9 protein-coding genes are annotated in these 13,936 nt (G+C 52.1%); all 9 read right to left on the minus strand.

The annotated features are described in order from the left end of the window. Positions 1-164 precede the first annotated feature (164 nt). Entirely contained in the window at positions 165-4,388 is a 4,224-nt protein-coding gene (rpoC, locus tag GC090_RS19215) for a DNA-directed RNA polymerase subunit beta' (RefSeq protein WP_033737967.1), read from the minus strand. Positions 4,389-4,507: 119 nt separating this feature from the next. After that, positions 4,508-8,536 carry a DNA-directed RNA polymerase subunit beta gene (gene rpoB / locus GC090_RS19220; protein ID WP_033737970.1) on the minus strand — a complete coding sequence of 1,343 codons (4,029 nt, stop codon included), beginning with the start codon at positions 8,534-8,536 and terminating at the stop codon, positions 4,508-4,510. A gap of 330 nt (positions 8,537-8,866) precedes the next feature. Further along, positions 8,867-9,229, minus strand: a complete 363-nt coding sequence (gene rplL / locus GC090_RS19225) for a 50S ribosomal protein L7/L12 (RefSeq protein ID WP_006121499.1) — start codon at positions 9,227-9,229, stop codon at positions 8,867-8,869. A 63-nt stretch (positions 9,230-9,292) separates the two neighbouring features. Continuing rightward, positions 9,293-9,790: a 50S ribosomal protein L10 gene (rplJ, locus tag GC090_RS19230; protein WP_003848098.1), complete on the minus strand. Its 498-nt coding sequence runs from the start codon at positions 9,788-9,790 to the stop codon at positions 9,293-9,295. 421 nt (positions 9,791-10,211) lie between these two features. Then, the gene (rplA, locus tag GC090_RS19235; protein WP_006121496.1) at positions 10,212-10,916 is read right to left on the minus strand and encodes a 50S ribosomal protein L1; all 705 of its coding nucleotides are present in this window, start codon (positions 10,914-10,916) and stop codon (positions 10,212-10,214) included. A 3-nt stretch (positions 10,917-10,919) separates the two neighbouring features. Then, complete coding sequence (rplK, locus tag GC090_RS19240; protein ID WP_006121495.1) at positions 10,920-11,348, minus strand: 50S ribosomal protein L11; 429 nt, start codon at positions 11,346-11,348, stop codon at positions 10,920-10,922. A 145-nt stretch (positions 11,349-11,493) separates the two neighbouring features. Further along, positions 11,494-12,039, minus strand: a complete 546-nt coding sequence (nusG, locus tag GC090_RS19245; protein ID WP_003848088.1) for a transcription termination/antitermination protein NusG — start codon at positions 12,037-12,039, stop codon at positions 11,494-11,496. A 1-nt stretch (position 12,040) separates the two neighbouring features. Continuing rightward, a complete protein-coding gene (gene secE / locus GC090_RS19250) occupies positions 12,041-12,424 on the minus strand; it encodes a preprotein translocase subunit SecE (protein ID WP_006121494.1) in 384 nt (127 codons plus the stop codon). 229 nt (positions 12,425-12,653) lie between these two features. Further along, positions 12,654-13,838 (minus strand): elongation factor Tu, encoded by a 1,185-nt coding sequence (gene tuf / locus GC090_RS19255; RefSeq protein ID WP_006120578.1) that lies wholly within the window; start codon positions 13,836-13,838, stop codon positions 12,654-12,656. Between the last annotated feature and the right edge of the window lie 98 nt (positions 13,839-13,936).

Raw genomic sequence — 13,936 nt, forward strand, 5'->3', positions numbered from 1 at the left:
CTGCAAATAGGCGTGAATCGAATTCGTTAACAGGACGGACTTCGAAAAACACTCTTCACGACAGCACGCGTTATGAATGCCGGTGCCGCCTGTATAAGACAGCCTGATCTAGCAGGCAAAAAAAAACCCTGCCGGAGCAGGGTTTTTTATCAGGCGTTTGACGATTACTCGTCGTTGTTACCGCCAAGACCCGCGTTCAGTAACTCCGCCAGGCTTGCGGATGCTTCGTCAGCAGTCACCTGCGGTGCAGCTGGCACTTCGCCTGCCGCACGACGACGCATACGATCCTGGTGATAAGCGTAACCGGTACCGGCCGGGATCAAACGACCCACGATCACGTTCTCTTTCAGACCGCGCAGTTCGTCGCGCTTGCCTGCTACTGCCGCTTCGGTCAGGACACGTGTAGTTTCCTGGAACGATGCTGCAGAGATGAACGATTCGGTTGCCAGTGACGCTTTAGTGATACCCAGCAGGTCACGTACGAAGGTTGCGCCAACTTTTCCGTTCGCTTCAAGTTCACGGTTAGAGATCTTGATGCGAGAGAATTCAGCCTGCTCACCTTCCAGGAACTCGGTGCTGCCCGCGCTCATGATAGTAGCTTTACGCAGCATCTGACGAACGATGACTTCGATGTGCTTATCGTTAATCTTAACGCCTTGCAGACGGTAAACTTCCTGCACTTCGTTAGTGATGTAACGGGTAACCGCATGCACGCCACGTAAACGCAGGATGTCATGTGGTGACTCTGGACCATCGGAAACCACGTCACCGCGCTCAACACGTTCACCTTCGAACACGTTCAGCTGACGCCATTTCGGAATCATCTCTTCGTACGGATCGCTACCATCCAGCGGTGTAATCACCAGACGACGCTTACCTTTGGTTTCTTTACCGAAGGAGATGATGCCGCTGATCTCCGCCAGGATTGCTGGCTCTTTCGGACGACGCGCTTCGAACAGGTCAGCAACGCGTGGCAGACCACCGGTAATATCCTTGGTACCGCCAGATTCCTGCGGAACACGCGCCAGGGTATCACCCGAGCTGATCTTCACGCCATCTTCCAGCTGTACAATCGCTTTACCTGGCAGGAAGTACTGAGCAGGCATATCGGTACCTGGGATCAGAACATCATTGCCGTTGGCATCAACGATTTTCAGTGCCGGACGCAGATCTTTACCACCTGAGGTACGTTCTGCAGAGTCCAGAACCACCAGCGATGACAGACCTGTTAAGTCATCAGTCTGACGCGTAATGGTCTGACCGTCGATCATGTCGGTGAAGCGAATGAAACCGCCCACTTCTGTGATAACTGGCATGGTATGCGGATCCCAGTTTGCAACGGTTTCACCCGCAGCAACCTGCTCACCATCACCTTTCGCCATGGTCGCACCGTAAGGAACTTTATAGCTCTCTTTCGTACGGCCAAATTCGTCGATCATTTTCAGTTCAACGTTACGCGAGGTGATCACCAGCTTGCCTGCTGAGTTCGTTACCGACTTAGCATTGGTCAGCTTGATGGTACCTTTGTTCTTCACCTGAATGCTGGATTCAGCTGCCGCACGAGATGCCGCACCACCGATGTGGAACGTACGCATCGTCAGCTGTGTACCCGGCTCACCGATTGACTGTGCCGCGATAACACCGATTGCTTCGCCTTTGTTGATGATGTGACCACGTGCCAGGTCGCGACCATAGCAATGCGCACACACACCAAAGTCGGTTTCACAACCTACGACCGAACGCACCTTCACGCTGTCGACTGAGTTCAGTTCCAGCACGTCACACCAGTGCTCATCGAGCAGTGTGTTACGTGGAACCAGAATGTCAGCCGTGCCAGGCTTCAGAACGTCTTCTGCCGTTACACGGCCCAGAACGCGCTCACGCAGTGGCTCTTTCACGTCGCCACCTTCGATGACTGGCGTCATCATGATGCCTTCGTGTGTACCACAGTCGTCTTCGGTAACAACCAGATCCTGCGCAACGTCAACCAGACGACGCGTCAGATAACCGGAGTTCGCGGTTTTCAGTGCGGTATCTGCCAGACCTTTACGTGCACCGTGCGTCGAGATGAAGTACTGAAGTACGTTCAGACCTTCACGGAAGTTCGCGGTGATAGGCGTTTCAATGATGGAGCCATCTGGCTTAGCCATCAGACCACGCATACCGGCCAGCTGACGAATCTGTGCAGCAGAACCACGCGCACCGGAGTCGGCCATCATAAAGATGCTGTTAAAGGAAACCTGTTTCTCTTCTTCGCCGTCACGGTTAATCACGGTCTCGGTTGAGAGGTTTTCCATCATCGCCTTCGCTACGCGCTCGTTCGCGGCAGCCCAGATATCGATGACTTTGTTGTAACGTTCGCCGGCGGTAACCAGACCAGACTGGAACTGTTCCTGAATTTCGGCCACTTCGGCTTCGGCTTCAGAGATGATTTCCACTTTCTTGGCTGGGATAACCATGTCGTCGATACCAACAGACGCACCTGAACGGGCGGCGTAGGCGAAACCGGTGTACATGGTCTGGTCAGCAAAGATAACGGTCGGCTTCAGGCCCAAAATGCGATAACAGGTGTTCAGCATTTTAGAGATAGCCTTTTTACCCAGCGCCTGGTTGACGATGGAGAAAGGCAGACCTTTCGGTACGATCATCCACAGAATCGAACGACCAATGGTGGTGTCGATCAAGCTGGTTTTCGCAACGAACTCATCCTGCTCGTTTTTGCTGTACTCAGTGATACGCACTTTAACGCGCGCATGCAGCTCGGCCAGGCCAGCGCGATAAACACGCTCAGCTTCTTTCGGGCCGGTCAGCACCATGCCTTCACCTTTGGCATTCACTTTGTCGCGGGTCATGTAGTACAGACCCAGTACAACGTCCTGTGAAGGAACGATGATTGGCTCGCCGTTCGCCGGTGACAGAATGTTGTTGGTCGACATCATCAGCGCACGCGCTTCCAGCTGGGCTTCCAGCGTCAGCGGTACGTGAACAGCCATCTGGTCACCATCGAAGTCGGCGTTATAGGCCGCACAAACCAGCGGGTGAAGCTGGATGGCTTTACCTTCGATCAGAACCGGTTCAAAGGCCTGGATACCTAAACGGTGCAGCGTTGGTGCACGGTTCAGCAGGACCGGGTGTTCGCGGATGACTTCGTCCAGGATATCCCAAACGACAGCTTCTTCACGCTCAACCATCTTCTTCGCGGCTTTGATGGTGGTGGCCAGGCCACGCAGTTCCAGCTTGCCGTAGATGAACGGTTTGAACAGCTCCAGTGCCATTTTCTTCGGCAGACCGCACTGATGCAGACGCAGGTATGGACCAACGGTAATAACAGAACGACCGGAGTAGTCGACACGCTTACCGAGCAGGTTCTGACGGAAACGACCCTGCTTACCTTTGATCATATCGGCCAAAGATTTCAGAGGACGCTTGTTAGAACCGGTGATCGCACGACCGCGACGACCGTTATCCAGCAGGGCATCAACCGCTTCCTGCAGCATACGTTTTTCGTTACGTACGATGATATCTGGCGCAGCCAGATCCAGCAGGCGTTTCAGACGGTTGTTACGGTTGATCACGCGACGATACAGATCGTTCAGATCCGACGTAGCGAAACGACCACCATCCAGCGGTACCAGCGGACGCAGATCAGGCGGCAGAACCGGCAGAACGGTCAGGATCATCCACTCTGGCTTATTACCAGACTGAACGAACGCTTCCAGCAGCTTGATACGCTTGGTCAGTTTTTTACGCTTGGTCTCGGAGTTGGTTTCGTTCAGCTCTTCACGCAGCTGCTCGCACTCTTGCTCCAGATCCATATTTTTCAGCAGCGCCTGGATAGCTTCTGCACCCATCTTCGCGTCGAATTCGTCACCGAACTCTTCCAGCGCGTCAAGGTACTGCTCTTCCGTCAGAATCTGACGTTTTTCCAGGTTAGTCATGCCGCCTTCGATCACAACATAAGATTCGAAGTACAACACGCGCTCGATATCACGCAGCGGCATATCCAGCAGCAAGCCGATACGCGATGGCAGTGATTTCAGGAACCAAATGTGCGCAGTCGGTGATGCCAGCTCAATGTGGCCCATGCGCTCACGACGTACTTTGGTCTGTGTAACTTCTACGCCACACTTCTCGCAGATTACGCCACGATGTTTTAAACGCTTGTACTTACCGCACAGGCATTCGTAATCTTTTACCGGTCCAAAAATACGGGCACAGAAAAGACCGTCACGCTCTGGCTTGAAGGTACGGTAGTTAATGGTTTCCGGCTTTTTAACTTCACCAAAAGACCATGAACGGATCATGTCTGGCGAAGCCAGCGCAATTTTGATCGCATCAAACTCTTCGGTCTTAGTTTGCGCTTTCAGAAACTTAAGTAAGTCTTTCACGGATTAGCTCCCGTCGGAGTGAGACTCAGGGGCGTCCAACCGAAATTGAACGCCCCATAACCAGTACAAATGCGAGCGCGTTAACCCTGCGCTTACAGGCCGAAGCCTGCTACTGAGGGTTACTCGTCTTCCAGCTCGATGTTGATACCCAGCGAGCGAATCTCTTTCAACAGTACGTTGAACGATTCTGGCATGCCAGGTTCCATCTGATGGTTGCCATCCACGATGTTCTTATACATCTTGGTTCGGCCGTTAACGTCATCAGACTTAACGGTAAGCATTTCCTGGAGGGTATATGCCGCACCGTATGCTTCCAGTGCCCATACTTCCATCTCACCGAAGCGCTGACCACCGAACTGTGCCTTACCACCCAGCGGCTGCTGAGTAACGAGGCTGTAGGAACCGGTAGAACGTGCGTGCATCTTGTCATCAACCAGGTGGTTGAGTTTCAGCATGTACATATAACCAACGGTTACCTGACGTTCGAACTGCTCACCAGTGCGACCATCAAACAGGGTAATCTGACCGGAAGAAGGCAGACCGCCGAGCTCTAACAGCTCTTTGATTTCGCTCTCTTTCGCACCATCAAACACCGGCGTGGCGATCGGCATACCTTTTTTCAGGTTTTCAGCCAGACGCAGAACTTCGTCATCACTAAAGGTATTCAGGTCAACTTTCTGACGCACATCTGTGCCCAGATCGTAAGCACGCTGGATGAATTCGCGCAGTTTGGCGACTTCTTCCTGCTTCTTCAGCATCGCGTTAATTTTCTCGCCGATACCTTTCGCTGCCATCCCTAAGTGCGTCTCAAGGATCTGACCGATGTTCATACGTGAAGGTACGCCCAGCGGGTTCAGTACGATATCGACCGGCGTACCGTTCTCATCGTAAGGCATGTCTTCGATTGGGTTGATCTTCGAGATAACACCTTTGTTACCGTGACGACCTGCCATCTTATCACCAGGCTGAATCTGACGTTTAACGGCCAGATAAACCTTAACGATTTTCAGCACGCCTGGTGCCAGATCATCGCCTTGTGTGATTTTACGACGCTTGCCTTCGAGTTTTTTCTCAAACTCGTGCTTCAGTTCGTCGTACTGCTCTGCCAGCTGTTCCAGCTGGTTTTGCTTGGCTTCGTCAGTCAGACCCAGTTCCAGCCAACGCTCACGCGGCAGCTTGTCCAGTTTGTCTGCTTCGACGCCACCAGAAATCAGGACAGACTGGATACGGCTGAACAGGCCCGCTTCCAGAATCTGCAGCTCTTCAGACAGGTCTTTCTTCGCCTGCTTCAGCTGCATCTCTTCGATTTCCAGCGCACGTTTGTCTTTTTCCACGCCATCGCGGGTGAAGACCTGAACGTCGATAACCGTACCCGAAACACCGTTAGGCACGCGCAGAGAAGAGTCTTTCACGTCAGACGCTTTCTCACCGAAGATCGCACGCAGCAGTTTCTCTTCTGGTGTCAGCTGGGTTTCGCCTTTTGGCGTCACTTTACCAACCAGAATGTCGCCACCGGTCACTTCCGCACCGATGTAAACGATACCGGATTCATCCAGTTTAGAGAGTGCAGCCTCACCCACGTTCGGGATGTCAGCGGTAATCTCTTCTGGCCCCAGCTTGGTGTCGCGAGACACACAGGCCAGTTCCTGAATGTGGATGGTCGTGAAGCGATCTTCCTGCACCACGCGCTCGGAGACTAAGATGGAGTCTTCGAAGTTGTAACCGTTCCACGGCATGAACGCGACGCGCATGTTCTGACCCAGCGCCAGTTCACCGAGATCGGTAGACGGGCCATCAGCCAGCACATCACCACGCTCAACTGGCTCGCCCAGAGATACACATGGCATCTGGTTGATACAGGTGTTCTGGTTAGAACGGGTGTATTTGGTCAGGTTGTAGATGTCGATGCCCGCTTCGCCCGGATACATTTCGTCTTCGTTAACTTTGATAACGATACGTGATGCATCAACGTACTGAACGGTACCGCCACGTTTCGCCACAGCGGTAACACCGGAGTCAACGGCAACCGCGCGCTCCATACCGGTCCCTACCAGCGGCTTATCGGCACGCAGTGTAGGAACGGCCTGACGTTGCATGTTCGCACCCATCAGGGCGCGGTTAGCATCATCGTGTTCCAGGAACGGGATCAGTGACGCACCGACGGAAACGACCTGTTGGGTCGAAACGTCCATGTAGTCAACCTGATCGCGGCTGAACAGGCTCGATTCACCTTTGCTACGGCAGGTCACCAGGTCATCAACGAACGCACCTTCTTCTGACAGATTGGTGTTCGCCTGAGCGATGACATAGTTACCTTCTTCAATGGCAGACAGGTAATGAATTTCATCAGAAACCACACCGTCGATCACGCGACGATAAGGGGTTTCCAGGAAACCGTACTCGTTCGTCTGCGCATATACAGACAAGGAGTTGATCAGACCGATGTTCGGACCTTCAGGGGTTTCGATTGGGCAGACACGACCGTAGTGCGTTGGGTGTACGTCACGCACTTCGAAGCCGGCACGCTCACGGGTTAAACCACCCGGGCCGAGAGCAGAGATACGACGCTTGTGCGTAATCTCTGACAACGGGTTGTTCTGATCCATAAACTGGGACAGCTGGCTTGAACCAAAGAACTCTTTCACCGCCGCCGAAATAGGCTTGGCGTTAATCATGTCCTGAGGCATCAATGTGTCGAGGTCGCCCAGAGAAAGACGCTCTTTCACTGCACGCTCAACACGGACCAGGCCGACGCGGAACTGGTTTTCCGCCATTTCACCCACTGAACGAATACGACGGTTACCGAGGTGGTCGATATCGTCCACTTCGCCTTTACCGTTACGGATGTCGATCAGCTTTTTCATCACTTCGATGATGTCTTCTTTGCTCAGGATACCTGAACCTTCGATTTCATCACGCAGCAATGAACGGTTGAACTTCATGCGGCCGACAGCAGAAAGATCGTAACGATCTTCAGAGAAGAACAGGTTCTCGAACAGGTTCTCTGCTGCTTCACGCGTAGGTGGCTCACCAGGACGCATCATGCGGTAAATCTCAACCAGCGCGCTCAGGCGATCGTTGGTTGGGTCGACGCGCAGGGTCTCGGAGATATAAGGGCCGTGATCCAGATCGTTGGTGAACAGCGTTTCGATACGCTTGTGACCCGCCTGGCTCAGCTTGGCCAGCAGATCCAGCGACAGCTCCATGTTCGCTGCGATAATCAGTTCACCGGTGTTCTCATCGATATAATCTTTAGAGACCACTTTGCCTGCAATATATTCAACAGGCACTTCAATGTGCTGGATACCGTCTTTTTCGAGCTGACGAATGTGACGCGCAGTGATGCGACGCCCTTTCTCAACGTAGACCGTGCCGTTCGATTCGATATCGAAGGTCGCGGTTTCACCACGCAGGCGCTCTGGCACCAGTTCCATCTGCAGCTTGTTGTCACGGATTTCATACACCACTTTCTCGAAGAAGATATCGAGGATTTCAGCAGTGGTGTAATGCAGTGCGCGCAGGATGATACTGGCCGGCAGCTTACGACGACGGTCAATACGGACGAAAAGGTTGTCTTTCGGGTCAAACTCGAAGTCCAGCCATGAACCACGGTAAGGAATGATACGTGCGTTATACAGCACTTTACCCGATGAGTGGGTTTTACCCTTATCGCTGTCAAAGAATACGCCAGGACTACGATGCAGCTGAGAAACGATAACACGCTCAGTACCGTTGATAACAAAGGTACCGTTGTCTGTCATGAGTGGAATTTCACCCATGTAGACTTCTTGTTCTTTAATGTCTTTTACTGTGCCTTCTGGCGCTTCGCGCTCATAGATCACCAGACGCAGTTTGACGCGCAGCGGTGCCGAGTAGGTCACGCCACGGATCTGACATTCTTTCACGTCAAAGACAGGTTCACCTAAGCGATAGCTGACATACTGCAACTCAGAGTTGCCGCTGTAGCTCGCGATAGGGAATACAGAGCGGAAGGCAGCTTCCAGTCCGTACTGACCTTCTGGATCTTGCTCGATAAACTTCTGAAACGAATCAAGCTGGATAGAAAGGAGATAAGGTATGTCCAAAACTTGTGGACGTTTACCAAAATCCTTACGAATACGTTTTTTCTCGGTATAGGAGTAAACCATAGGGTTCCTCAGCTAGCTGACAAGTCGACCCACGCTGTCCGTCCTGACAGGACAGTTCATGCAACACGATTTTGTTTGATTCACGCACTGCCCGGCAGTGTGTGCAATACCTCTTTCTATCACGCTTAAATCATTTCATTGCTTCAGCGTGGGCAGGGAACCCGCACAGGAAAGCAGTATATTAAGTCGTCGATAGAGAAAGATATTGAAGAGCAACAATGGACAAACAGTGCGAAACCCCATTGAGGCCCTGGAGCGCAAAAAGGCTGGTGACCAAAAAGTCACCAGCCATCAGTCTGATATTACTCAGACTGCAACCCGAGGGTTGTCTTACTTAACTTCAACTTCAGCGCCAGCTTCTTTCAGAGCAGCTTCAAGTGCAGCTGCGTCATCTTTGCTGATGCCTTCTTTGATCACGCCAGTTGCTTCAACCAGATCTTTGGCTTCTTTCAGGCCCAGACCAGTTGCGGTACGAACGGCTTTGATTACTGCAACTTTGTTCGCGCCAACAGCTTTCAGGATAACGTCGAATTCAGTTTTCTCTTCAACAGCTTCAGCTGGGCCAGCAGCAACAGCTACAGCAGCAGCAGCAGAAACGCCGAATTTTTCTTCCATAGCAGAAACCAGCTCAACTACTTCCATTACGGACATAGCGGCAACGGCTTCCAGAATTTGGTCTTTAGTGATAGACATAACAATTGTTCCTAAGAATCAGAAAAAGTTTATACGTTAGCAAGTACGAAGAAAAGAGAGGCCTTAAGCCGCTTCTTTTGCATCGCGAACAGCAGCCAGAGTGCGAACCAGTTTGCCGGCAGCGGCTTCTTTCATGGTCGACATCAGACGTGCCAGTGCTTCTTCGTAGGTCGGCAGCGTTGCCAGACGGTCAATATTGGCCGCCGTGATCAGCTCACCTTCAAAGGCTGCAGCTTTGACCTCAAATTTTGCATTCGCTTTCGCGAAATCTTTGAACAGACGAGCAGCAGCGCCCGGGTGTTCCATAGAATATGCAATCAGGGTCGGACCAACAAACGTGTCTTTCAGGCACTCGAACTGAGTACCTTCAACGACGCGGCGCAGCAGGGTGTTACGAACAACACGCATGTAAACGCCAGCTTCACGGCCTGCTTTACGCAGTTCGGTCATTTTATCAACGGTAACGCCACGAGAATCCGCAACAACCGCTGAAAGCGCACCTTTGGCTACTTCGCTGACTTCAGCAACAATCGCTTGTTTGTCTTGAAGATTTAATGCCATTAGCTTTAGCTCCTGGATTTGACCGGGGATGGATTTCCCCGGAACTCACTTCACTTATTCGCCCGAAGGAAAATAAGCGCTATTACACGGTGAGCAGAATCCAGTAAAGAAAAATTCTTTTGGTTCTGTCACCGTCTACGCAGGGTATTAAGCATTACATCCAAAGATGTGCAGCTCCTGCGGTCTTGGACGGAGGCCAGGATAAGGCCTGGCTCCAACCTAAAATTCGGCTGTACATCGTGGCTCAGATTGCCCTGCACTGACAGCCTTTATAAGGCCTGCTGAACACTTTACTGTGTTTCAGGCGACTGACTCAGTCGCTGCGTTCGCACAATCTGACTTACTCACGATGACATCTGCATGAATGCAGAACAACGGGCGTAAGATTCTAGGTGAATTTTTCGCCCGTTTCAAGCAGCAATTAGTTTGCCGCTGCGCTCAGACCAGCCTGGTCAACGGCAACGCCGGCGCCCATGGTGGTAGAGATGCTGACTTTCTTGATGTACACGCCTTTCGCCTGAGCAGGTTTTGCTTTTTTCAGCGCAACCAGCAGAGATTCCAGGTTTTCTTTCAGTTTGTCAGCATCGAAGTCCACTTTACCGATGGTAGTGTGGATGATGCCGTTTTTGTCGTTACGATAACGAACCTGACCTGCTTTAGCGTTCTTAACCGCTTCAGCAACGTTCGGGGTTACAGTACCGACTTTCGGGTTTGGCATCAGGCCACGTGGACCCAGAACCTGGCCTAACTGGCCAACAACGCGCATTGCATCTGGAGATGCAATAACAACGTCAAAGTTCATTTCGCCTTTCTTGATCTGCTCAGCCAGATCTTCCATACCTACCAGCTCAGCGCCAGCTGCTTTAGCAGCTTCAGCGTTTGCGCCCTGGGTGAAGACGGCTACACGTACAGAGCGACCTGTACCGTGTGGCAGAACGGTCGCGCCGCGCACGTTCTGGTCAGATTTACGAGCGTCGATGCCGAGGTTAACAGCAACGTCTACGCTTTCTACGAACTTAGCGGTAGCCAGCTCTTTCAGTAATGCGATTGCTTCAGCAATATCGTACTGCTTAGTCGCGTCAACTTTGTCGCGAATAACGCTCATGCGCTTGGTCAGCTTTGCCATTTCTTAGTCCTCTACTACCAGGCCCATGGAACGAGCAGTACCTTCGATTGAGCGAGTCATCGCTTCAACGTCAGAACCAGTCATGTCCGCAGCTTTAGTTTCTGCGATTTCACGTACCTGAGCACGAGTCACTTTACCGACTTTATCTTTGTTCGGCTTACCAGAACCAGACTTGATGCCCGCTGCTTTTTTCAGCAGAACGGCAGCCGGAGGCGTTTTGGTAATGAAGGTGAAAGAACGGTCGCTGTATACGGTGATAACAACTGGAGTAGGCAGGCCTTTTTCCAGTGATTCTGTTTTGGCGTTAAACGCTTTACAGAATTCCATGATGTTAACACCCTGCTGACCCAGAGCTGGACCAACTGGTGGACTTGGGTTCGCCATACCAGCTGCAACCTGCAGCTTGACGTAGGCTTGTACTTTCTTAGCCATGATAATTCCTCAATTGGGTTATAGCGCCTTTAAAAGGCTCCCCGTGGTAACGATTTACACGCTGTTGCCAGCGCATAAAAACAAAAGGCGCGAAATTATAGTTTAATTTCGCGCCTGCTGCAACAGCCAAATAGTGAAAGAAAGGTTAGCCTTTCTCCACCTGACCGAAATCGAGTTCGACAGGTGTTGCACGTCCAAAGATGGAGACCGAAACAGTCAGACGACTCTTCTCATAATCGACATCTTCGACCACGCCGTTAAAGTCGGCAAACGGACCATCGTTGACGCGTACCATTTCGCCCGGTTCGAACAGCGTTTTCGGACGTGGCTTGTCACCTACCTGCTGCAGGCGGTTCATGATCGCATCAACTTCTTTATCGCTGATTGGCGCAGGGCGGTCAGAAGTACCACCGATGAAACCCATTACGCGTGGCACGCTGCGAACGAGGTGCCAGCTGGCATCATTCATTACCATCTGAACCAGAACGTAGCCTGGGAAGAATTTACGTTCGCTTTTACGGCGTTGACCACCACGGATCTCGACCACTTCTTCAGTCGGCACCATGACGTCGCCAAACAGCTCTTCCATGTTGTGCAATTTGATGTGCTCACGCAGCGACTGTGCTACGCGGCCTTCAAAACCGGAAAACGCCTGCACGACGTACCAGCGTTTTTTTGGAGCTTCAGACATCTCAGAACCTCAGGCCAGTGATAAACGATACCAGACGGACCAGAATGCCATCCAGCCCCCACAAAATCAGTGACATCACGGCAGTGACCGCGGCAACGATTAACGTGGTATGCAGTGTCTCCTGGCGGGTTGGCCAGATAACCTTGCGCATTTCGGTTCTTGCTTCACGTGCAAAGGCTACGGTCGCTTTGCCTTTGGTCGTTAAAAGCGCAATGCCGCCTGCTGCTGCAATCAAAATAACAACAGCCAACGCACGCAGAGGTAACGTCACATCACGATAGAGGTAGTTACCTACGATCGCCGCAAGCAGTAATAAGACTACCACTACCCATTTCAGCGCTTCGAGGCCGCGCCCGCTCCCTTGAGCTTCGGTATTCGCACTCATAAACCAACCTGCCACAATAATTCAGAAACTATTCTGCCCCGCATCGCGAGGCATCCAAACCGAATGAGCTTTTGGGGCGTAACTCGGTATCCAGCGCCGCATAACAGAGCCTGTCTCAGCAATGATTATGGTGCAAAATCACTGATGAGTCAGGTTCTATAAAACAGCGTACAAAAAGGGCATCAAATGATGCCCTTTCCATGTGCATTGCGTCAAATATTATCGGTAATTAAGCGATAACTTTGGCAACAACGCCCGCGCCAACGGTACGGCCACCTTCGCGGATTGCGAAGCGCAGACCTTCGTCCATTGCGATTGGGTGGATCAGGGTAACAACCATTTTGATGTTGTCGCCTGGCATAACCATTTCAACGCCTTCTGGCAGCTCTACTGAACCGGTCACGTCAGTGGTACGGAAGTAGAACTGTGGACGGTAGCCCTTGAAGAACGGAGTATGGCGGCCACCTTCGTCTTTAGACAGAACGTAAACTTCTGACTCGAACTTGGTGTGCGGCTTGATGGTGCCTGGCTTCGCCAGAACCTGACCACGCTGGATGTCTTCACGCTTGATACCGCGCAGCAGAACACCACAGTTTTCGCCTGCCTGACCCTGGTCCAGCAGTTTGCGGAACATTTCAACACCGGTACAGGTTGATTTCGCCGTATCTTTGATACCCACGATTTCAACTTCGTCGCCGACTTTAACAACACCGCGCTCAACACGACCGGTTACTACAGTACCACGGCCAGAGATTGAGAATACGTCTTCGATTGGCAGCAGGAACGGCATGTCGATAGCACGAACCGGATCCGGGATGTAGTTGTCCAGGTGGTTAGCCAGCTCAACGATCTTCTCTTCCCACTCTGGGTTGCCTTCCAGCGCTTTCAGTGCTGAACCGCGAACGATTGGAGTGTCGTCGCCCGGGAAGTCGTACTGTGACAGCAGGTCACGGACTTCCATCTCAACCAGTTCCAGCAGCTCTTCGTCATCAACCATGTCACACTTGTTCAGGAACACGATGATGTAAGGAACGCCTACCTGACGACCCAGCAGGATGTGCTCACGGGTCTGCGGCATTGGGCCGTCAGTCGCAGCAACAACCAGGATCGCGCCGTCCATCTGCGCAGCACCGGTGATCATGTTTTTCACATAGTCGGCGTGGCCCGGGCAGTCAACGTGTGCATAGTGGCGAGACGGGGTTTCATACTCAACGTGTGCAGTGTTGATGGTGATACCACGTGCTTTTTCTTCAGGGGTGCTGTCGATCTGGTCGAACGCACGCGCCTGGCCGCCGTTGGTTTTAGCCAGAACGGTGGTGATTGCTGCAGTCAGGGTGGTTTTACCGTGGTCAACGTGACCGATGGTGCCCACGTTTACGTGCAGTTTGTTACGTTGAAATTGCTCTTTAGCCATCGCTTGTCCCTCTAAGACACGGATATATCAAAGATATCGTCACATTAACCAGGCATTGCCTGACTGCAAGGAGTTACAGAGAAAATCAGGAGGGAGAT

The sequence above is a fragment of the Pantoea sp. JZ29 genome, from assembly GCF_035190385.1.
GTDB lineage: Bacteria > Pseudomonadota > Gammaproteobacteria > Enterobacterales > Enterobacteriaceae > Pantoea > Pantoea stewartii.

Bases quoted from the DNA above. Each gene is read 5' to 3' on its own strand.
- rpoB (WP_033737970.1), bottom strand. From the start codon at position 8,536: ATGGTTTACTCCTATACCGAGAAAAAACGTATTCGTAAGGATTTTGGT.
- rplL (WP_006121499.1), bottom strand. From the start codon at position 9,229: ATGTCTATCACTAAAGACCAAATTCTGGAAGCCGTTGCCGCTATGTCC.
- rplJ (WP_003848098.1), bottom strand. From the start codon at position 9,790: ATGGCATTAAATCTTCAAGACAAACAAGCGATTGTTGCTGAAGTCAGC.
- rplA (WP_006121496.1), bottom strand. From the start codon at position 10,916: ATGGCAAAGCTGACCAAGCGCATGAGCGTTATTCGCGACAAAGTTGAC.
- rplK (WP_006121495.1), bottom strand. From the start codon at position 11,348: ATGGCTAAGAAAGTACAAGCCTACGTCAAGCTGCAGGTTGCAGCTGGT.
- nusG (WP_003848088.1), bottom strand. From the start codon at position 12,039: ATGTCTGAAGCTCCAAAAAAACGCTGGTACGTCGTGCAGGCGTTTTCC.
- secE (WP_006121494.1), bottom strand. From the start codon at position 12,424: ATGAGTGCGAATACCGAAGCTCAAGGGAGCGGGCGCGGCCTCGAAGCG.
- tuf (WP_006120578.1), bottom strand. From the start codon at position 13,838: ATGGCTAAAGAGCAATTTCAACGTAACAAACTGCACGTAAACGTGGGC.